This is a genomic window from Flavobacterium lacisediminis (genome assembly GCF_025909975.1).
GTDB classification, from domain to species: Bacteria; Bacteroidota; Bacteroidia; order Flavobacteriales; family Flavobacteriaceae; genus Flavobacterium; species Flavobacterium lacisediminis.
On record NZ_JAPCIO010000006.1, the window covers coordinates 139,071 to 159,744 of the forward strand.

The window sequence follows — 20,674 nt, forward strand, 5'->3', positions numbered from 1 at the left end:
ATATAGAAAATAGATAAATGAAGCTCATCAAATCCAATTCACTAAAAAAAGTATTGCACTATGCGAAGCCTTACCAAAAAAGGTTCAATTGGGTAATCGTTTGGGCTATCTTACTTTCTATTTTTGCTGCAGCTCGACCGTATTTATTGAAACAAACGGTAGACGAGTACATCAAACCCGAAGACAAACACGGATTACTTTTATACGTAGTTATAATGGCTACGGTACTTTTATTAGAAGTATTAGCGCAGTTTTACTTTACCTATTGGGCGAATTGGCTCGGACAAGACATTATTAAAGACATTCGCGAAAAATTATTCCATCATATTACTTCGTTTAAAATGAAGTATTTTGATAATGAACCTGTTGGAAAATTAGTCACGCGTTCGGTTTCGGATATCGAATCGATTGCTAGTATTTTCAGTCAAGGATTGTTTATGATTGTAAGTGATGTACTGAAAATGATAGTGATTTTAGGTATCATGTTTTTCATGAACTGGAAATTATCATTAATCGTATTAGCCGCAATGCCTGTTTTGATTTATGCTACCGATGTTTTCCAAAAGAAAATGAAAGTCGCTTTTAACGAAGTTAGAAACGAAATTGCGAATCTAAATACTTTCGTTCAGGAGCGTTTAACTGGAATGAAAATCGTGCAATTGTTTAACAGAGAAGCGATTGAATTAGAGAAGTTCAAAGAAATCAATCAGAAACACAATGTGGCTTGGTTGAAAAACATTCTTTACAACTCCATCTTCTTCCCTATTGCGGATATTGTTTCTTCCTTGACTTTAGGAGCAATTGTGTATTACGCCGGAGTTTCCATTATGAATGGAGATACGTTGACTACTGTTGGAGACTTGTTCGCTTACACCATGTTAATCAACATGTTATTTAATCCATTGCGTCAAATTGCGGATAAATTCAACGTGATGCAAATGGGAATTATCGCGGCGGATAGAGTATTCGAAATTTTAGAGAAAGACGAAAACGTTCAAGATAAAGGAACAGTTGAAGCGACTCATTTTAAAGGGTTTATTCAGTTGAAAGACGTTCGTTTTAGCTACATCAAAGATGAAGAAGTTTTAAAAGGCATTAATTTAGAAGTCCAACCTGGTGAAACTATCGCTATTGTGGGAAGTACAGGTGCTGGAAAATCGACCATCATTAATTTATTGAATCGTTTTTACGAAATCAATTCGGGTGAAATTACTATTGACAATCACAACATTAACGAATATACATTAGAAAGTCTTCGCAAGCAAATTGCTATTGTGTTACAAGATGTTTTCTTGTTTGCCGATACCATTTATCACAACATTACCCTTCATAACGAAGCCATTACAAGGGAAGATGTTATCTCTGCGGCTAAGAAAATTGGCGTACACGATTTCATTATGAGTTTACCTGAAGGCTACGATTACAATGTAAAAGAACGCGGCGTGATGCTATCTTCTGGTCAGCGCCAGTTGATTGCCTTTTTGAGAGCGTATGTAAGCAATCCAAGTATTTTGATTTTGGATGAAGCCACCTCATCAATCGACACGCATTCTGAGGAATTAATTCAAAAAGCTACGGAAACCATTACTAAGGATAGAACTTCTATAGTTATTGCACATCGCTTGGCAACTATTGTTAATGCAAGTAAAATTATTGTAATGGACAAAGGTCAAATTGTGGAGCAAGGCACACATCAAGAATTGTTGACAAAAGCAAATGGTTACTACAAAAAACTATATGATTCTCAATTTGCCGTGGAAGTAGAATAGTCATAGTGTTCAGTTTTCAGTGGTTAGTGTTCAGTTTTAGAACGCGGTTAACACAGATTGAACGGATTTTTTACAGACTTTTCTCTGCGTTTCTTTGCGTAAAACTTTGCGAACTTTGCGTTTAAACTTTTAAAATAATTCCTTAAATTCGCAACTTATAAATAAAACTGAAATACTTTTAAAAATGAAATACGATATCATAGTTTTAGGAAGTGGTCCTGGTGGTTATGTAACTGCTATTAGAGCATCACAATTAGGCTTCAAAGTAGCCGTTATCGAAAAAGAAAATTTGGGTGGAATTTGCTTGAATTGGGGTTGTATCCCAACGAAAGCATTATTAAAATCGGCTCAAGTTTTTGATTACCTAAAACATGCTTCAGATTACGGATTAACCGTTAAGGAATTTGACAAAGATTTTTCTGCTGTTGTAAAACGTTCTCGTGATGTAGCAGAAGGAATGAGCAAAGGTGTTCAATTCTTAATGAAGAAAAATAAAATCGACGTTATTGATGGTTTTGGAAAAGTAAAACCAGGTAAAAAAGTAGACGTTACTGCTGCCGACGGAAAAGTAACTGAATATACTGCTGATCATATCATCATCGCAACAGGAGCACGTTCTCGCGAATTACCAAACTTACCTCAAGATGGTAAAAAAGTAATCGGTTACCGCCAAGCGATGACGTTAGCTGAGCAACCAAAGAAAATGATTGTTGTGGGTTCTGGTGCGATTGGAGTTGAGTTTGCTCATTTCTATAACGCAATGGGAACAGAAGTTACAATTGTAGAATTCATGCCAAACGTAGTTCCAGTGGAAGACGAAGACATCTCAAAACAATTTGAGCGTTCGTTAAAAAAAGCAGGAATCAACGTAATGACAAATTCTTCTGTAGAAAGAATTGATACTTCTGGAAACGGAGTGAAAGCATTCGTTAAAACAGCAAAAGGAGAAGAAGTTTTAGAAGCCGATATTTTATTATCAGCAGTTGGAATTAAAACCAACATCGAAAACATCGGATTAGAAGAAACAGGTATTGCTACCGATAGAGATAAAATCTTAGTTAACGCATATTACCAAACTAACGTTCCAGGTTACTACGCTATTGGTGATGTAACGCCAGGACAAGCTTTAGCACACGTTGCTTCTGCTGAAGGTATTTTATGTGTTGAAAAAATTGCAGGTTTACACGTAGAAGCGTTAGACTATGGAAACATTCCAGGTTGTACGTATGCTACTCCAGAAATTGCTTCTGTGGGTATGACGGAAAAACAAGCGAAAGAAAAAGGATACGAAATCAAAGTAGGTAAATTCCCATTCTCAGCTTCAGGAAAAGCAAAAGCTGCTGGAACTCCAGACGGATTTGTAAAAGTAATTTTTGATGCTAAATACGGTGAATGGTTAGGTTGCCACATGATTGGTGCTGGTGTTACCGATATGATTGCAGAAGCAGTTGTAGCCCGTAAATTAGAAACTACAGGACACGAAATCTTAAAAGCAGTTCACCCTCACCCTACTATGAGTGAAGCGGTTATGGAAGCTGTAGCTGAGGCTTACGGTGAAGTGATTCACTTATAAGTAAAAAGTACAAAGATAAAAGTACAAAGTATATAGAAATCCGATTTGTGAAAGCAGGTCGGATTTTTTTGTTTTAGTTTTTGAAAACTTGGAAATGGGTTGTAGGAAAAATTGATTATTTTTGAGAAACTTAAATGTATTGCACCAATCTTGCCAAATAGACAAGATTTGTGTTTAAAACATGCGAGTATATACTAGTTAGCGGTCAGCGTCAGAACAATTCTATAAAAGAGAAACAAATGAATGAAATCAAAATTCCATTGAGTAAAACAAAACTAATTTTTGCATTTATTGGCTCCGTAATCTTCATTCTGCTTGGAAGAGAATTTATTTTAAAACCAGACAAATATGTTTCGCCTATAATGAGAAGTCCTGAATTAATTGCTATAGTCGGATATGCTTCCGTAATCTTTTTTGGCCTTTGTTTAATTTACATTTTCTACAAAGCATTTGACAAAAAGCCTGGATTAATAGTTAATAGAAATGGAATAACAGACAATTCAAATTTTGCAAGTGCAGGATTAATTGAATGGTCTGAGATAATTGGAATTAGAACTCAACAAGTAATGTCAACTAAATTTATTTTAATTGATGTTTCAAATCCAGAAAAGTTTATTCAAAAGAGTTCAAAGTTTAAAGCTTCTATTATGAAAGCCAACTTGAAAATGTACGGAACTCCATTATCAATAACTTCAAACAGCTTGAGATATAACTTTGAGGAAATGGAAAGGTTACTGAAAACAGAATTTGATAAATATAGTAGCACGCCGAACCGCTAACAGCGGTTTGGCTCAATAGCTACAAATCAATAAAATCACGTTCGATTTTCCGCTGGAAAATCATATATTAGCAAGAAATAATCGTTCCACGCAGCCGCTACTGCGCCAAGCGCCGGAACGTTAACATAAACCTGATAACACTGAAATTAAAGAATTACAAAATGACACAACAAATTTTATTTCTTATCGTAGTTTTAATTGGAGCCTATTATGCTCGTAAATACGGAAATAAAGCAAAACGTGACATTGAAAAGTACAATCAGAATAAAGAACAAGATAATATTAAAAAAAACGATAGCTCAGATTTCTAATCCGTGTCCATAAAGTAAAAAACCATCCCATCTTAAACCTCAAGTCGGATGGTTTTTTAATTGGATATATGTAACAAATACATTTTGTTGTGTAACACTATCGGTATAAATTAGGTTCACCTTTGTTTCATAAATAATTCATATAATGAAACAAAAAAACTTTCTAGTAACTATTGCGATAGTTTTAGCTACTTTAATCTCTGGTTGCGCAGAGGATGATTTTCAAGAAACGGCGGGCGTATGCCCATTAGTCATTGATACAAATCCTGATAACGCAGCTACAAATGTTCCTCTTAATCAAGTAATCACGGTTACTTTTAATGAGGAAATGAACCCTTCGACAATCAATTCTTCTTCGTTTATTGTAACTGGCGCTTCAACTATTGCAGGTACTTTAACGTATTCTAGTGTAACGGCTACTTTTACTCCTTCTGTAAATTTAACTCCAAACACAACGTATGTAGTAAGAATTACTACTGCTGTAAAAGACTTAAGAGGAAATGCTTTGCAAGAAGATTACTTGTTTTCATTTAGTACTGGAGCTACTTTACAACCTCTTGTCCTTACAACAAGTCCAACACCTAATGAAACAGGAGTGGTATTAAACAAAGTAGTTAGCGCTACCTTTAATATGCCAATGGATCCAGCTACTATTAATACGTCTACATTTACATTGAAACAAGGTACTACTACCATTATTGGTGTTGTAACGTATTCAGGTAATACAGCCTTATTTACTCCAAATACCAACTTAACTGCTAATGCTGTTTATACTGCAACCATTACTACCGGAGCAAAAAACATGGCTGGCGTTGCTTTAGCATCAAATTACGTTTGGAATTTTACTACAGGAGCTATTGTAGCACCAAGAGTAATTCTAACAGATCCTTTTAATACTGAAACTGGTGTGTTATTAAATAAAATTGTAACAGCAACATTTGATATGGCAATGGATCCTTTAACGATTACTACTTCTACTTTTACCTTAAAACAAGGAACGGATGTAATTTTAGGTTCTGTTAGTTATAGCGGAAACATGGCGTCTTTTACTCCAAACAATCCACTTTTAGCCAATGCAGTATTTACAGCTACTATTACAACAGGTGCGAAAAATGTTGCTGGTGTAGCTATTGCTACTAATTATGTTTGGACATTTACTACTATAAATAGTTCAAATGCGCCCGATTTAGGTTCAGCTTCTCCTTTTGGGGCTTTTGGTGGAAACGCCGGAATAACCAATCAAGGAATAAATACTGTTATCAACGGAAGTATTGCCACTACTGCTGCATCTACTTTAATTACAGGTTTTCATGATGCAACAGCCATTTACACGGAAACACCTTTAAATGTAGGAAATGTAACCGGTGCTATTTTTACAGCGCCACCAATGCCAGGAACAGCTACTTCGTTTGCAATTGCACAACAAGCTTTAGCAGATGCAAATGCAGCTTACTTAAGCATTTCACCAGCGTCTATGCCAGGTGGAATTGATCCTGGAGCAGGAGAACTTGGCGGATTAACGTTAGCGCCTGGTATCTATAAATCAAATAGTGGTACTTTCAATATTTCAAATGGTAACCTAACGCTAGATGCACAAGGTGACCCAAATGCCGTATGGATTTTTCAAACCGCTTCTGGATTAACAGTTGGTATTGCAGGTCCTACCGGAGCTAAAAGTGTTGTCTTAATTAACGGTGCTTTACCTAAAAATGTATTTTGGTACGTAGGAAGTACTGCAACCATAAACGGTGCTGGTGGTGGAACAATGGTTGGAACTATTATTGCCAATTCAGGAGTAACATTTTCAACTGCAGGTAATGCTGTTCAAACGGTTTTAAATGGTAGAGCGTTATCATTAGTTTCATCTGTAACAATGGTAAATACTACCATTAATGTTCCTCAATAATTAAAACTTAAATTATGAAAATAAATTATACAACAGCTATTGAATCTCCTAACGTGAGATTCATGTCACAGCTTCAATTACAAACTTTGTTTGTAGTTACCCTAGTACTTTTAGGTTTTACGAAAGTAAATGCACAAATAGAAGAATACACAAAACCTTCTTGGATGTTTGGTGTAGCAGCAGGCGCAAATTTTAATTTTTATGGTGGCTCTACTTTCATGTTAAATGAAGGTTTTACGCCGCCAACTGCTTTTCACGACGGAAAAGGTATAGGTCTATTTATAGCTCCTAACATTGAATATCATAAACCAGGCACAAGATTGGGATTCATTTTTCAAGCGGGTTATGATAGCCGTCAAGGAAAATTTGACCAAGTAACAACTCCTTGTAATTGTCCTGCCGATTTAAAAACAAAACTAAGCTACATTACCATTGAGCCAAGTTTACGATTAGCTCCTTTTCGATCTAATTTCTACTTATATGGTGGGCCAAGATTTGCTTTCGTTCAAGACAAATCGTTTACTTACGAACAAGGAACAAATCCAGATTTTCCACTTCAAGTGCCAAATCCAGATGTAAAAGGTGATTTTAGCGATGTAAATAAAACCATTATTTCTATGCAAGTAGGAATGGGTTATGATATTCCATTAAATTCAACAACTAGTAAAACACAATTTGTTTTATCTCCGTTTGTTGCTTATCATCCTTACTTTGGACAAAATCCTAGAGATGTTGAAACTTGGAATGTAAGTACTATTAGAGCTGGAGCCGTTTTGAAATTTGGTCAAGGCCATTTAGTTGAAGCAGCAGCTGTAGATGGAAAAGTGGTATTTTCGGCCATCCCTCCTACTAATGTGGAATATGTAAAAGTGGTAAGAGAAGTATTCCCTATCCGTAATTATGTGTTTTTTAATGAAGGTTCAACCGAAATTCCAAACCGCTATGTTTTATTAAACAAAAGTCAGGTGAAAGATTTCAAAGAAGATCAAGTACAATTCAATACACCTAAAAACATGTCGGGTCGTTCAGAACGTCAAATGTTAGTGTATTATAATATTTTGAATATTTTGGGTGACCGAATGGTTAAAAATCCAAGTACCACAGTAACTTTAGTTGGTTCATCAAATAATGGTCGCCAAGAAGGATTAGTAATGGCTCAAAATATCAAAAACTATTTGGTTACTGTTTTTGAAATTAAAGAAAATAGAATTGCTGTAGAAGGTAGAGACAAACCAGAAGTTCCTTCGGAACAAAACGGTGGCACAAAAGAACTTGGATTACTAAGAGAAGGTGACAGAAGAGTTTCTATCGAAAGTAACTCACCTGAATTGTTGATGGAATTCCAAAGCGGTAAAAATGCACCATTAAAACCTGTAGAAATCATAACAGGAAATCAAACTCCTAATAGTGATGTAGTTTTTAATGTTGAAGGCGCTGAAGAAAGCTTGAAATTATGGTCGTTACAGATTAAAGATGAAAAAGGAAAATCTCAAAACTTTGGACCTTATATGGTTGAAAAAGTGAGTATTCCTAGAAAAACAATCATGGGTAACCAACCTGAAGGTGATTATAAAGTAATCATGACCGGAACTACAAAATCGGGTAAAATTATTAGTCAAGAAAGTACTATGCATTTAACGCCTTATGTGGCGCCAGTGGTTCAGGAAAGTATTCGTTTTAGTGTTATTTATGAATTCAACGAATCAAAATCAATCGCTATTTACGACAAGTATTTAACAGATATTGTGGCTCCAAAAATTCCGAAAAATACTACTGTTATCATTACAGGACATACTGATGTTATTGGAGAAGTTGATTACAACAAAGATTTATCTTTAGCTAGAGCTAATGATGTAAAAAGCATCTTAGAAAAAAGTCTTGCAGCCGCTGGAAGAACCGATGTAACGTTTAAAGTTCGTGGTGAAGGTGAAGATGAAAAATTAGCACCATTTGAAAATAAATTTCCAGAAGAACGCTTTTATAACAGAACCGTTATCATTGATATTGTGAAATAAATTTATGAGAATCCGTTTTGTTAAAACAAACGGATTTTTTTCTCTCCAAAAATTATATAAATGAAACATAAAATTATGTAAGTATTTAACTTTCATTAAAATTAGTTTTGCACCTCTTATAAAGGTACCTTTACAAGAATAGCAATTAGTAAAGCGTATCATGCAATTAAGCATCATATTCGCTTAGCAACTAATTCAGGAATTTCATTTATGAAAATACACATTAAGTACATGGTTTCATTGCGCTGCAAAATGGCCGTTAAAGAAGAACTTGACAAATTAAAATTAAAACACACTTCTATAGAACTTGGTGAAGTAAATCTTAAAAAAGACATTACTGGCGATGATAGAGAGTTTCTTCGAAAAGGGCTTATAAAAAAAGGCCTTGAATTAATCGATGATAAAAAATCATTACTAATAGAAAAAACCAAAACGATTATCATTGAATTGATTCATTATTCTGAAGAAAATCCAAAAATCAACTATTCTGACTATATAAGCGAAAAACTAGATTACAATTACAACCATCTTTCTTCGCTATTTTCAGAAGTTACAGGCACAACAATAGTTAACTATATTATAATCAACAAAATAGAAAGAGTAAAAGAATTACTTTTATACGATGAATTAACGCTTACCGAAATTAGTTTGTTAATGGAATACAGCAGTGTAGCACATTTATCGCATCAATTCAAAAAAATTACGGGATTGACGCCAACCTATTTCAAAAAAATAAAACAGTACAAAAAACGAATCATGTTAGAGGAATTATAGCATTTAAATATAATTCTTACAATCCGATTTGAAATTTCAAATCGGATTTTTTTATGGTATATCTTACAAAAATCAGCTTTTATATCATTAAAAATCACTATATTTGATTGTAATTATGATGCTTCATGAAAAAATATTTCGCCAATCTTACTGAAGCTTTACAAAACTTTCTCATCGAAGTAGGAGAACTTTCTTACTTTGCAGGTCGCTTTTTCAAAGAATTTTGGAAACCGCCATACGAATTCAAAGAATTTTTACGCCAGTGTTTTTATATTGGAAATCGCTCCTTGTTATTAGTGAGCGTTACGGGTTTTATCATTGGTTTGGTATTTACCCTACAATCACGTCCTACGTTGCAGGAATTTGGTGCTGTTTCTTGGATGGCTTCAATGGTGAGTGTTTCCATTATTAGAGAAATTGGCCCAATAATTACGGCTTTAATTTGCGCCGGTAGAATTGGCTCAGGAATTGGTGCCGAATTAGGCTCTATGAAAGTAACCGAACAAATTGATGCTATGGAAGTTTCGGGAACCAATCCTTTTAAATATTTAGTGATTACGAGAATTTTAGCGACTACGTTGATGTTACCGTTATTAGTAATCGTAGGTGATTTCATTGCTATTTACGGTTCATTTTTAGTGGAAAACATCAAAGGAAATGTTTCGTTTACATTATATTTCAATCAGGTTTTTAATATTTTAGAATACAGCGATATTGTGCCGGCTACCATCAAAACCTTCTTTTTTGGGTTTGCGATTGGTTTAGTGGGATGTTTTAAAGGCTACAACTGTACAAAAGGAACTTCTGGCGTTGGAAAAGCAGCCAATGCAGCGGTAGTTTATACTTCTATGTTGCTTTTTATTATTGACTTTGTGGCGGTTTTTGTTACTAATATTTTTTACGATTTATAACCATGAAAACAAATACAACTTCAAAAAATGCGATTATTAGTATCAAAGACTTACATAAAAGTTTTGGTACTAACGTAGTTTTGGATGGCTTTCATTTGGATTTGTATGAAGGAGAGAATTTAGTGGTAATGGGGAAATCGGGTTCGGGGAAATCGGTGATGATTAAATGTGTGATTGGCTTAGAACAACCCGATAGTGGTTCGATTTTAGTCATGGATCAAGAAATCAACAACCTAGAACAAGAAGATTTAGATGAATTACGTACTGAAATCGGATTTCTATTTCAAGGAAGCGCTTTGTATGATTCGATGTCGGTTCGAGAAAATTTAGAGTTTCCATTACGTCGTCACACGAAAAAATTTGGTGTAATTGAAGATACCACGCCTTTAGTTATGGAAGCGTTAGAAAGTGTAGGTTTAGCACATGCCATAGATTTAATGCCAAACGAACTTTCGGGCGGTATGAAACGAAGAATTGCCTTAGCCAGAACCTTGATTTTAAAACCTAAAATTATCTTATACGACGAACCCACAACCGGTTTAGATCCTATTACATCGAAAGAAATTGTACTTTTGATGAATTCGGTACAAAAAAAATACAACACCTCTTCTATCATCATTACACATGATGTAGATTGTGCCAAAGTAATTGCCAATCGCATGATTTTGTTAATAGACGGAGTAAATTATATAGAGGGAACGTTTGGCGAATTATCAAGCTCAACCGATCCTAAAGTGCAAGCGTTTTTTAAATAATGTAACAATGGAAAAATCAAATTCACAAAAAATACAACTCGGAATCTTTGTCATTATTGGAACATTAGTTTTCTTAGCCGCGATATATTTTGTTGGCAACAAGCAAAACATGTTCGGAAACACGTCTAAATTAAAAGCTGTTTTTGCTAATGTAAACGGATTACAACCAGGCAACAATGTCCGTTATGCTGGAATTGATATTGGCACCGTAACCGAAATCGAAATGATAAACGACACCACAATTAATATAAACATGTTAATTGACAATAAAATAATGCATCATATTCAAAAAAATGCTGTGGCTACTATTAGTTCGGATGGATTGGTTGGAAATATGATTGTTAACATTATTCCAGGTAAAGGGGTTGCAAAAAAGGTGGAGAATGGAGATGTAATTCAATCTTACAGTCGTATTGGAACCGATGCTATGCTGGAAACATTAAATGAAACCAATAAAAATGCTGCGCTTTTAACAGCCGATTTACTAAAAATAACTAACGAAATCAATCAAGGAAAAGGAACGGTTGGTACATTATTAAAAGATAGTGTTATGTCGAGAGACTTGAAAGAAACGATTCATAATTTGAAAGAAACTTCTTTGGGAACTGTAAAATCGATTGACAATTTAAATCATCTGATACTTTCTTTAAATCAAAAAGACAATGTAATTGGGGTTTTAAATGATAAAGATGTGGCAGTAAAAATGAAAAATATCATCACCAATTTAGAAAAATCAAGTGCCGAAATTGATAAAGTAGTGACCAATTTAAACGCAACCGTTGTAAATATAAAAGACGGAAAGGGTGTGTTGAATTATTTATCGAATGATGAAAATTTAGTCAAAAAAATAGATTCTACTATGATGAATTTAAATGATGCCAGCGGTAAACTTAACGAAAATTTAGAAGCGTTGAAACACAACTTTTTATTTAGAGGTTATTTTAAAAAACAAGCTAAGGAGAAAGCGAAGCAAGGGAAATAGTTATTGAAGTAAAAAACTGTTAGCAATAATTTAATAATAGTCTAATAAAAAAATTTCTTTTCTAACTAGGTTTTTGTCGTTTTCGTATAGCTTCCTTTCAATAATATTTTTCTTTTTATCAAAAGTGTATTTATATTTTTTGGTCAATGTAAGTTTTTCACCTCTAAATACTTCCATTTTTGTAATATTGCCATTTTTATCATATTCAAATTTACTAGTTGAATTAGAACCTTTACTTAAAAAATTAGTTTTGATTATATTTCCTTTTTTATCATAAAATCTAATAAATGATGTTTTTTCGTTCCTTGTAGAATCAATAGTTATTATTTCTTCAGAATTTGCATTGTAATTTTGAAAATACTTTTCAATGCTAATTTTACCAGATGAGTTATGAATATATTTTGTTTCTGACAAATTATTCTTTTTGTCATAAGTCATTATTTTTTCAAATATCAATTTTCCTTCACTGAAGTTTTTATAATTAATTAGATTACTATTTTTATCATATTCATATGTATTTTTACTAAAACTAGTTGAATCATTATTAGTAGAAAATTCCTCGATGATAAATCCATTTTTATTGTATAAAAATTGGGTAGTAATCTTTCCATTCTTATAATAATCAACTTGCTTAATAAGTTTTCCTTTTCTGTCAAAGTGAAAATCTATTTTTGAAGTATCAGGTACTGTTTTATACTCACTAATAGAAAAAAGTTTAGCAATTTTTACTTTTTTAAAATCTTGAAAACTCTCAAAATCTGTATCGCTTTTATGTTTTGAAACCGAGCAAGAAAGGGTTGAAATTATCAAGATCAATAAGAGAATATTTTTCGCCATTTTTTGATAAATTACTTTTAACTATTAAATATATTCACTTTTAATATGATTTCTCCTACGTCGAAATGACAAAATGGATTTACAATTTCTCCTTCACTAAATTCAAAACTAATTCAAATTGTTCTTTTTTACTTAGCGAAGAATTATCAATTTCAATAGCATCATCTGCTTTTACAAGTGGCGAATCTTCTCTGTGTGTATCAATGTAATCGCGTTCTTCTACGTTTTGAAGTACGTCTTCGAAAGTAATGTGTTGTCCTTTTTCTACCAATTCGTCAAAACGGCGTTGTGCTCTGGTTTTCGAACTTGCCGTCATGAATAATTTCAACTCAGCATCAGGAAAAACTACTGTTCCAATGTCTCTTCCATCCATAACAATACCTTTGTCTTTGCCCATGGCTTGTTGTTGCTCGACCAATTTAGCACGCACTTCAGAAATCTCAGCCACTTTACTTACCATACGCGAAACTTCAATTGTTCTAATAGCTGTTTCAATGTTTTCATTATTCAAATACATTTCCGCAAATCCTAAAGCTGGATTAAATTGAAAACGTAAATTGATATTTTGTAATTGAGCAATCAAACCTGTTTTATCTAAATGCGTTTCAGAAACCAAGTTATGTTGCATAGCAAAATACGCCACTGCGCGATACATCGCACCCGTATCTACATAAACATAACCTAATTCTTTTGCCAATTGCTTAGCTAATGTACTTTTTCCTGTTGACGAAAAACCGTCTATTGCTATGGTAATTTTTTTCATATGTTGCCACGAATGAGCGAATTATTTTTTAATGTAAGTCGCTGAATTTTGTGTTTTTAAATTTTTAATAGTGATAAATTCATCCATAAAATACCTATTTCGATACTCTATGATTTCATAAATCGGTTCTTTGTTTAAAAAGATTGTATCATTTTTTACAACCATATCATCGAAAGAAATCATATCTCCAAAATCATATGAATTCTTTTTGTAAATCTTCCAAGTTGTATTATGTAAATCACTCTCGTCAATCTTACAAGACAACATTAAAAAGCAGAAAATTAGGAAAAACAACAATCTCATTTCACTTTTTACTTCTCCTTAATTCAAATCAATCATCAAACCAAACAAACTCGTATTAGCTGCAATGGTATATCTAGAATACGAATAATCGAATTTCACTTTCCCAAAACGCAATCCAAAACCTACTGAAATTCCAGAGAAATTACGTTTATCTACGATTCGTAATTCTTCTCCTCTTCTGAAATTATAACCTAAGCGTACATTAAATCCTTTTTCTGGAAATAATTCGGCTCCTAAAATTACATGTCTCAAAGCGTTATTAAAGAATGATACTTTTTCTTCTTCCGAACCACCATCTAAACTTCCCTGTGCTCTATTTGGATTGGAAAAAGCGATATTCCACTGCTGTAAATTCTCTAAAGTAACGTGCCAACGAATGGGCACATGCAACATCAATTGCGAAATCCCAGCATCAATAGCTAATGGTAATTTTTCATTCGTATCTTGATAAGGCGTAATTTGAAATCCTAAATTTCGAACGGTTAAACCATAATTGATATCGTTATCGTAATCCACATATAAAAAACCTAAATCTACTGCGGCTCCCCAAGAATTATAACTTTCTAATGTGGAAGAAATTAACTTGGCATTGGCTCCTATATACATATCAGTCCAAGGCAAATTATAGGCATAACCTAATGACAAAGCAGCTTCACTACCCGTAAAATCAGAAGTTAAATTTCCTAATTCATCTCTTCCTTCAAAAGTACCATAATTCACATAACTAACTCCCGCGTGAAATGTTTGTAAATGTCGGTCATAAGTGTACGCATAAGCAGCAGTTCCATAAGAAACCTCACCATAATAACTTCCGTAATTTACAGATAAACGATTACCCATCTTTTCATTAATCGTTGCCGGATTATAAAAAGCCTGATTGACGTCATAATCCACTACAGTAACGGTTTTTCCGCCAAGAGCAGCTTGTCTGGGTGATTGTACTAAGTTTAAAAACTGATATACGCTCTTACCTCCTATTTGGCCAAAAGAAGCAGCCGATAGCAGTAATGATAAAAGGAATACGAGTTTTCTTAGCATTTTTTGGTGTTAATCATACTTATAACGTAAGTGCGAAGATAAAATTATATCAGTTAGTAAACAAAAAAAGAACTCCCAATAAATGAAATATTGAGAGTTCTATGAAGTATATTATTAAAATTCGAAGAATTAGTTTTTACTTTCTAAGTTTTTTGCATTTTTTACCTTTTGATTGGTAATAGCAATATCTAAAACTTCGCTCATTTTATCTACGTAATGGAACGTTAAACCTTCGATATAATCAGGTTTAATTTCCTCTATGTCACGTTTATTTTCTTTACATAAAATGATTTCTTTGATATTCGCTCTTTTAGCTGCTAAGATTTTCTCTTTGATGCCGCCAACAGGCAATACTTTTCCTCGAAGCGTAATTTCACCTGTCATGGCAATATTTTTCTTTATTCTTTTTTGTGTGAATGAAGAAACCATTGAGGTTAACATCGCAATTCCGGCACTTGGACCGTCTTTTGGAGTTGCTCCTTCCGGAACGTGAATATGAATGTTGTAATTGTTTAACACATCTGGATTGATTCCCAAAAATTCAGCATTAGCACGAATATATTCCAAAGCAATAGTAACCGATTCTTTCATCACTGTTCCTAAATTACCAGTCATGGTCATCGCTCCTTTTCCTTTTGAAATTAAGGATTCGATAAACAAAATATCGCCACCAACCGATGTCCAAGCTAAACCTGTTACAACTCCTGCCACATCATTATTTTCGTATTTATCGCGCTCCATTCGTGGCGATTTTAATACTTCTAAAATATCAGCATCAGAAACTTTTACGTTATAAGTTTCGTCCATAGCAATTGATTTTGCAGCGTGACGCACCACTTGAGCAATTTTTTTCTCTAAACCACGAACACCCGATTCACGTGTGTAACCTACTACGATTTTTTCCAATTGTTTTTTACCAATTTGCAAATCTTTAGTCGTTAATCCGTGTTCTTTTAATTGCTTAGGCAATAAATGTGTTTTTGCTATTTCAATTTTTTCTTCAATTGTGTAACCTGTCATTTCGATGATTTCCATACGGTCACGAAGTGCTGGTTGAATCGTTGACAAACTATTGGATGTTGCAATGAACATTACTTTTGATAAATCGTAGCCTAATTCCAAGAAATTATCATGGAATTCTTTGTTTTGTTCAGGATCTAAAACTTCTAACAAAGCTGAAGATGGATCACCATTATGACTCGTAGATAATTTATCAATCTCATCTAAAACAAACACTGGATTAGATGTTTTTGCTTTTTTAATGTTTTGAAGAATACGTCCTGGCATCGCACCAATATAGGTTTTTCGGTGACCACGAATTTCTGCTTCATCACGTAAACCACCTAATGACATTCTGATATATTCTCTACCTAATGCTTCGGCAACCGACTTCCCAATTGAAGTTTTACCAACTCCTGGAGGTCCATACAAACATAAAATTGGGGATTTCATATCGTTTCGCAATTTCAAAACCGCTAAATGCTCAATGATACGCTTTTTAACATCTTCTAATCCGTAATGATCTCTATCTAGAATTTTTTGAGCACGTTTTAAATCGAAATTATCTTTAGTAAATTCGTTCCAAGGCAATTCTAAAAACAACTCAATATAATTGCGTTGGATGCCAAAATCAGGCGAATTTGGATTCGTACGTTGTAATTTTGACAATTCTTTTTCGAAATGCTTTGCTGTTTTATCGTCCCATTTTTTCTTTAACCCTTTGGCACGCATTTCTTCAATTTCAGCTTCATACGAAACGCCACCCAATTCTTCTTGAATGGTTTTCATTTGTTGTTGTAAGAAATATTCGCGTTGTTGTTGGTCTAAATCGAAACGAACTTTCGACTGAATATCATTACGAACTTCTAATTTTTGAAGCTCTAAGTTCATGAAACGCAAGGTTTCAAGCGCTCTATCTTTTAAATTTGGAATCGAAAGTAATTTTTGCTTTTCTTCAACTGAAAGGTTCATGTTAGAAGAAACAAAATTGATTAAAAATGGATTACTTTCAATGTTTTTAATAGCAAAAGTAGCTTCAGTTGGAATACTTGGGCTTTCTTTAATAATTTGAATTGCTAATTCCTTAATTGAATCAACAATTGTTTTGAATTCCACGTTTTTATCATCTGGGCGTTCTTCAGCAACCTCTTTAATTTTAGCTCTCAAGTAAGGTTCTTCTTGCGTAAAAGCTTCCACTTCAAAACGTTTTTTACCTTGAAGAATTACAGTTGTATTTCCATCCGGCATTTTTAAAACGCGCATAATTCGAGCTACTGTTCCAATATGATGCACATCACTTGGTGACGGATCTTCTTCGTTTTCATCAATTTGAGCTACCACACCAATGATTTTTCCTTTGGCATTAGCATCATTAATTAACTTTATAGATTTATCTCTTCCAGCAGTTATTGGAATTACAACTCCTGGAAATAAAACAGTATTTCGTAAAGGTAAAATGGCAATATCCTCAGGCAAAGCCTCATTATTCATTTCTTCTTCATCCTCGGGCGTCATCAACGGAATTAATTCCGCATCTGGATCCATTTCCTGAAGTGACAAATTGTCAAGCGCTAGTATTTTTTGATTCGGCATAATAATATTTATGGTCTTTTTGTCAGTAATTAAATATATACTCACTATTCAAAGGTACGCAGAAAAGCGCTATTCTATTGATAATCAAATCATAAAATAAATTTAAATAGCAATTTCAAAAGTAATAGTTCAAGATGTATGCCAATAGCATTATTTTCTTGGCACTCTTAATAAAAGAAGCAATCCCACGATAAAAAATAAGATTAAAAACAAGATAGCATTTTGGATTTTACCGGTTACATCTGCAATATAACCATAGGTAAACATCCCGATTACAATACCGATTTTCTCGGCTACATCGTAAAAACTAAAAAAGGAAGTCGTATCTTTTGTTCCTTCTGGAATAAATTTAGAATAAGTAGAACGTGATAAAGATTGAATTCCTCCCATAACTAATCCTACGAAAGCGGCGGCAATGTAAAAATCATTTGGAGTTACAACGAAATAGGCATAAGTACATATTAAAATCCATGAAAAGTTTAAACCTATTAAAATTGCAATATTTCCATATTTAGCAACTAGTTTTGATGTTAGCCAAGCGCCTAAAACAGCAATCAATTGAATCAATAAAATACTAACAATCAATCCCGTTGTACGCTTACTATCGCTTCCCCATTGCACTTCTTTTTCTCCAAAATAAGCAGCAATAATCATGATAGTTTGCACAGCCATACTATAAACGAAGAAAGCTCCTAAATAACGTCTTAAGGATTTTAATTCCTTTATTTGTTGCCAAACTTTTAGTAATTCTTTAAAGCCATTAAAAACTACGTTTTTATGTAGTTTATTTTCGTTTTTATTATTTGGTAAGTAATAATAAGTGTACTGACTGAAACCTATCCACCAGATTCCAACTAATAAAAAAGAATATTTCATCATTTGAAGTCTTTCTAAATCATTATCCACAGACATAACCATTGCTAAACAAATCAATAACAAAACAACGCTACCTACATATCCTAAACTAAACCCTTTTGCGCTGATTTTATCTTGTTGTTCTTTGTGAGCGATATCGGGTAAATACGAGTTATAAAATACCAAACTTCCCCAAAAACCTATCAATGCAAACAAATACGAAATCAAACTTAAAACAATTTTATCTTCGTCTATATCAAAAAAACATAAAGACATACAAGAAATAGCCCCTACATAGCAGAAAAGTTTTAGAAAAAACTTCTTATTTCCCATATAATCGGCAATTCCTGATAATAAAGGGGAAATGAATGCGATGATTAAAAAACCTAAAGCGGTTACATAACTTATTAAAGCTTCACTTCTTATTGAAAGTCCAAATAAAACAATCTCTTCAATGTTTTTTTGGCGAAACAAAGCACCATAATACAACGGGAAAATAGTAGACGAAATTACCAACGCGTAAACCGAGTTTGCCCAATCATAAAAAGCCCAAGCGTTTAGAAGTTTAGAATCTCCCTTTTGAAGTTTTTGCATAAAATTTGTTTTAAAATAAAAAATCCCGACACTGTCGGGATTCAAATATAATAGTAATTTTTTAATTATTTGAAAGTAACGCCAAACTTAGCAGCCTCTGCTTTAGCCTTTGGAATTAACTCTTTAATTTTAGCAATACGAGTAGCATTACTAGGGTGTGTACTCATGAATTCAGGTGGTGATTGACCTCCAGATTGTGCAGCCATTCTTTCCCAAAATGCTACAGCTGTATCTGGATTATATCCAGCAATTGCCATCAAAGTTAAACCAATCATATCCGCTTCACTTTCATGAGCTCTACTGAATGGTAACATTCCTCCAAATTGAGTAGTAGCACCATATGCTGTCATAGCTATTTGCTGTGTCTCTTGTGATTTACCACCAGTAGCTACCACAACTCCTGCAGCACCCGCTTGTTGTAAAACCCCAGCACTCATTCGTTGTTGACCATGATTAGCTAAAGCATGCGCTACTTCATGTCCCATTACTGTTGCCATTCCTGCATCGTCTTTACAAATTGGCATAATTCCAGTATAAAAAACAATTTTTCCACCTGGCATACACCAAGCATTCACTTCTTTACTATCTACCAATTTATATTCCCAAGCATAACCTTCTAAATAATTGGCATAACCATTTGCATTCAACCAACGTTCTGCAGCTACTTTAATTTTAGAACCTACAGTTTCTACTCTTTTAGCATCACTTGTTCCTGTAATTACTTTATTTTCAGACAAAAACTGATTGTATTGTTGAAAAGCAGATGGTAAAATTTCGCTATTGGGAACTAATGCCAAAGTACTTTTACCAGTAAATGGATTTTTAGCACAAGAAACTACTAGCGCTAAAGCAAAAAGGGCAATAATTTTAAATTTTAAATTCATGATAATTATTTTTTACAAATTTACATCTTTTTTAATTTTCACTTGTTACACAATTACAATTTTCGTGCCTTTTTTAACTATTTTTTATAATCTCTTTTTGAAACCGATTTTATATAAGTTGTACCTTGCATAAAATTTTACAACATGCCCAAGAAGAAACAAAAGCAATCTCAAGTTATAGAAATTCCTAAAGCTATATTGTTTACAGCAAAATTATTGCAAGCGGTTTCTCCCTCGCTTACAACTAAATTTGCAGCCAAACTTTTTACAACACCCATACGACATAAATTACCGAAGCGTGAACTACATATGGAACGCGATAGTATTCAAAAGAGTATTGTTATTCCGGAAATCCAGAAAGAAATTGTGGTTTATGAGTATGGTAAAAGTGATAAAAAAGTACTTTTAGTTCATGGTTGGTCTGGAAGAGGAACACAATTGGTGAAAATTGCTGATGAATTGCTAAAAACGGGTTACATGACCATTAGTTTTGATGCGCCAGCACACGGGAAATCAAAAGGCAATTCGTCAATTATGATTGAATTTATTGCTTCTATTTTAGAAATTGAAAAGCAGTATGGACCGTTTGAATTTGCTATTGGTCATTCACTTGGAGGTATGTCGGTTTTGAATGCTATTAAACAAAATCTTCAAGTTAAAAAAGCAGTAATTATTGGAAGTGGCGATATCATTCAAGATATTATTGATGATTTCATTAGTAAACTACAACTAAAACCTGAATTCGGAATCAAATTAAGAAATCATTTTGAAGCAAAATTTGGTGGAAAAATGGACGATTATTCCGCTTACAAAGCAGCAGAAAAAACCGAAATTCCTGTTTTGATTATTCACGATAAAGATGACAATGATGTTTCTGTAAAAGCTGCTTATAATATTCAAAAACATTTGAAACAATCTGAAATCATGATAACCGAAGGTTTAGGTCATCGTAAGATTTTAGGTGATGAAAATGTAATTCAAAAAGTAAAAGAATTTATTACAAAATAAAAAAAAGTCCTTCGAATGAAGGACT

General features: G+C 33.5%; 18 protein-coding genes. 11 read left to right on the top strand and 7 right to left on the bottom strand.

The annotated features are described in order from the left end of the window. The first annotated feature begins 17 nt into the window (after positions 1-17). The 10 genes from OJ995_RS10010 (at position 18) to OJ995_RS10055 (ending at position 11,775) form a co-directional block, all read left to right on the top strand. Positions 18-1,769, top strand: coding sequence for an ABC transporter ATP-binding protein (locus OJ995_RS10010; RefSeq protein ID WP_264369283.1), 1,752 nt, complete (start codon positions 18-20; stop codon positions 1,767-1,769). 184 nt (positions 1,770-1,953) lie between these two features. Next, positions 1,954-3,342, top strand: a complete 1,389-nt coding sequence (lpdA, locus tag OJ995_RS10015) for a dihydrolipoyl dehydrogenase (protein WP_133606360.1) — start codon at positions 1,954-1,956, stop codon at positions 3,340-3,342. 239 nt (positions 3,343-3,581) lie between these two features. Then, positions 3,582-4,121, top strand: a complete 540-nt coding sequence (locus tag OJ995_RS10020; RefSeq protein WP_264369284.1) for an STM3941 family protein — start codon at positions 3,582-3,584, stop codon at positions 4,119-4,121. A 161-nt stretch (positions 4,122-4,282) separates the two neighbouring features. Continuing rightward, entirely contained in the window at positions 4,283-4,432 is a 150-nt protein-coding gene (locus OJ995_RS10025) for a hypothetical protein (protein ID WP_264369285.1), read from the top strand. A gap of 145 nt (positions 4,433-4,577) precedes the next feature. Next, on the top strand, positions 4,578-6,338 hold the full coding sequence (locus OJ995_RS10030) for an Ig-like domain-containing protein (protein ID WP_264369286.1): 1,761 nt from the start codon (positions 4,578-4,580) through the stop codon (positions 6,336-6,338). A gap of 14 nt (positions 6,339-6,352) precedes the next feature. Continuing rightward, positions 6,353-8,353, top strand: a complete 2,001-nt coding sequence (locus OJ995_RS10035; protein WP_264369287.1) for an OmpA family protein — start codon at positions 6,353-6,355, stop codon at positions 8,351-8,353. Between the two features lie 210 nt (positions 8,354-8,563). Beyond that, on the top strand, positions 8,564-9,127 hold the full coding sequence (locus OJ995_RS10040; protein ID WP_133606350.1) for a helix-turn-helix domain-containing protein: 564 nt from the start codon (positions 8,564-8,566) through the stop codon (positions 9,125-9,127). Between the two features lie 125 nt (positions 9,128-9,252). Further along, positions 9,253-10,038 (top strand): MlaE family ABC transporter permease, encoded by a 786-nt coding sequence (locus tag OJ995_RS10045; RefSeq protein ID WP_264369288.1) that lies wholly within the window; start codon positions 9,253-9,255, stop codon positions 10,036-10,038. Positions 10,039-10,040: 2 nt separating this feature from the next. Further along, positions 10,041-10,793 (top strand): ABC transporter ATP-binding protein, encoded by a 753-nt coding sequence (locus OJ995_RS10050; RefSeq protein WP_264369289.1) that lies wholly within the window; start codon positions 10,041-10,043, stop codon positions 10,791-10,793. Between the two features lie 7 nt (positions 10,794-10,800). After that, the gene (locus OJ995_RS10055; protein WP_264369290.1) at positions 10,801-11,775 is read left to right on the top strand and encodes an MlaD family protein; all 975 of its coding nucleotides are present in this window, start codon (positions 10,801-10,803) and stop codon (positions 11,773-11,775) included. A 30-nt stretch (positions 11,776-11,805) separates the two neighbouring features. Here OJ995_RS10055 and OJ995_RS10060 read toward each other — a convergent pair whose 3' ends face one another. The 7 genes from OJ995_RS10060 to OJ995_RS10090 form a co-directional block, all read right to left on the bottom strand. Beyond that, positions 11,806-12,612 (bottom strand): hypothetical protein, encoded by an 807-nt coding sequence (locus OJ995_RS10060; RefSeq protein WP_264369291.1) that lies wholly within the window; start codon positions 12,610-12,612, stop codon positions 11,806-11,808. Between the two features lie 79 nt (positions 12,613-12,691). After that, positions 12,692-13,375, bottom strand: coding sequence for a (d)CMP kinase (gene cmk / locus OJ995_RS10065; RefSeq protein ID WP_264369292.1), 684 nt, complete (start codon positions 13,373-13,375; stop codon positions 12,692-12,694). Between the two features lie 21 nt (positions 13,376-13,396). Next, on the bottom strand, positions 13,397-13,678 hold the full coding sequence (locus tag OJ995_RS10070) for a hypothetical protein (protein ID WP_264369293.1): 282 nt from the start codon (positions 13,676-13,678) through the stop codon (positions 13,397-13,399). A gap of 18 nt (positions 13,679-13,696) precedes the next feature. Continuing rightward, the gene (gene porQ / locus OJ995_RS10075; protein WP_264369294.1) at positions 13,697-14,716 is read right to left on the bottom strand and encodes a type IX secretion system protein PorQ; all 1,020 of its coding nucleotides are present in this window, start codon (positions 14,714-14,716) and stop codon (positions 13,697-13,699) included. A 129-nt stretch (positions 14,717-14,845) separates the two neighbouring features. Then, positions 14,846-17,308 (bottom strand): endopeptidase La, encoded by a 2,463-nt coding sequence (gene lon, locus OJ995_RS10080; protein ID WP_264369295.1) that lies wholly within the window; start codon positions 17,306-17,308, stop codon positions 14,846-14,848. 150 nt (positions 17,309-17,458) lie between these two features. Continuing rightward, entirely contained in the window at positions 17,459-18,757 is a 1,299-nt protein-coding gene (locus tag OJ995_RS10085; RefSeq protein ID WP_264369296.1) for an MFS transporter, read from the bottom strand. Between the two features lie 65 nt (positions 18,758-18,822). Then, positions 18,823-19,641 (bottom strand): M48 family metallopeptidase, encoded by an 819-nt coding sequence (locus OJ995_RS10090; protein ID WP_264369297.1) that lies wholly within the window; start codon positions 19,639-19,641, stop codon positions 18,823-18,825. 144 nt (positions 19,642-19,785) lie between these two features. Here OJ995_RS10090 and OJ995_RS10095 point away from each other — a divergent pair, with 144 nt between their 5' ends. Next, on the top strand, positions 19,786-20,649 hold the full coding sequence (locus tag OJ995_RS10095) for an alpha/beta hydrolase (protein WP_264369298.1): 864 nt from the start codon (positions 19,786-19,788) through the stop codon (positions 20,647-20,649). The last annotated feature ends 25 nt before the right edge of the window (positions 20,650-20,674 follow it).

Coding starts and splice junctions, on each gene's coding strand:
- OJ995_RS10010 (WP_264369283.1), top strand. CDS start 18: ATGAAGCTCATCAAATCCAATTCACTAAAAAAAGTATTGCACTATGCG.
- lpdA (WP_133606360.1), top strand. CDS start 1,954: ATGAAATACGATATCATAGTTTTAGGAAGTGGTCCTGGTGGTTATGTA.
- OJ995_RS10020 (WP_264369284.1), top strand. CDS start 3,582: ATGAATGAAATCAAAATTCCATTGAGTAAAACAAAACTAATTTTTGCA.
- OJ995_RS10025 (WP_264369285.1), top strand. CDS start 4,283: ATGACACAACAAATTTTATTTCTTATCGTAGTTTTAATTGGAGCCTAT.
- OJ995_RS10030 (WP_264369286.1), top strand. CDS start 4,578: ATGAAACAAAAAAACTTTCTAGTAACTATTGCGATAGTTTTAGCTACT.
- OJ995_RS10035 (WP_264369287.1), top strand. CDS start 6,353: ATGAAAATAAATTATACAACAGCTATTGAATCTCCTAACGTGAGATTC.
- OJ995_RS10040 (WP_133606350.1), top strand. CDS start 8,564: ATGAAAATACACATTAAGTACATGGTTTCATTGCGCTGCAAAATGGCC.
- OJ995_RS10045 (WP_264369288.1), top strand. CDS start 9,253: ATGAAAAAATATTTCGCCAATCTTACTGAAGCTTTACAAAACTTTCTC.
- OJ995_RS10050 (WP_264369289.1), top strand. CDS start 10,041: ATGAAAACAAATACAACTTCAAAAAATGCGATTATTAGTATCAAAGAC.
- OJ995_RS10055 (WP_264369290.1), top strand. CDS start 10,801: ATGGAAAAATCAAATTCACAAAAAATACAACTCGGAATCTTTGTCATT.
- OJ995_RS10060 (WP_264369291.1), bottom strand. CDS start 12,612: ATGGCGAAAAATATTCTCTTATTGATCTTGATAATTTCAACCCTTTCT.
- cmk (WP_264369292.1), bottom strand. CDS start 13,375: ATGAAAAAAATTACCATAGCAATAGACGGTTTTTCGTCAACAGGAAAA.
- OJ995_RS10070 (WP_264369293.1), bottom strand. CDS start 13,678: ATGAGATTGTTGTTTTTCCTAATTTTCTGCTTTTTAATGTTGTCTTGT.
- porQ (WP_264369294.1), bottom strand. CDS start 14,716: ATGCTAAGAAAACTCGTATTCCTTTTATCATTACTGCTATCGGCTGCT.
- lon (WP_264369295.1), bottom strand. CDS start 17,308: ATGCCGAATCAAAAAATACTAGCGCTTGACAATTTGTCACTTCAGGAA.
- OJ995_RS10085 (WP_264369296.1), bottom strand. CDS start 18,757: ATGCAAAAACTTCAAAAGGGAGATTCTAAACTTCTAAACGCTTGGGCT.
- OJ995_RS10090 (WP_264369297.1), bottom strand. CDS start 19,641: ATGAATTTAAAATTTAAAATTATTGCCCTTTTTGCTTTAGCGCTAGTA.
- OJ995_RS10095 (WP_264369298.1), top strand. CDS start 19,786: ATGCCCAAGAAGAAACAAAAGCAATCTCAAGTTATAGAAATTCCTAAA.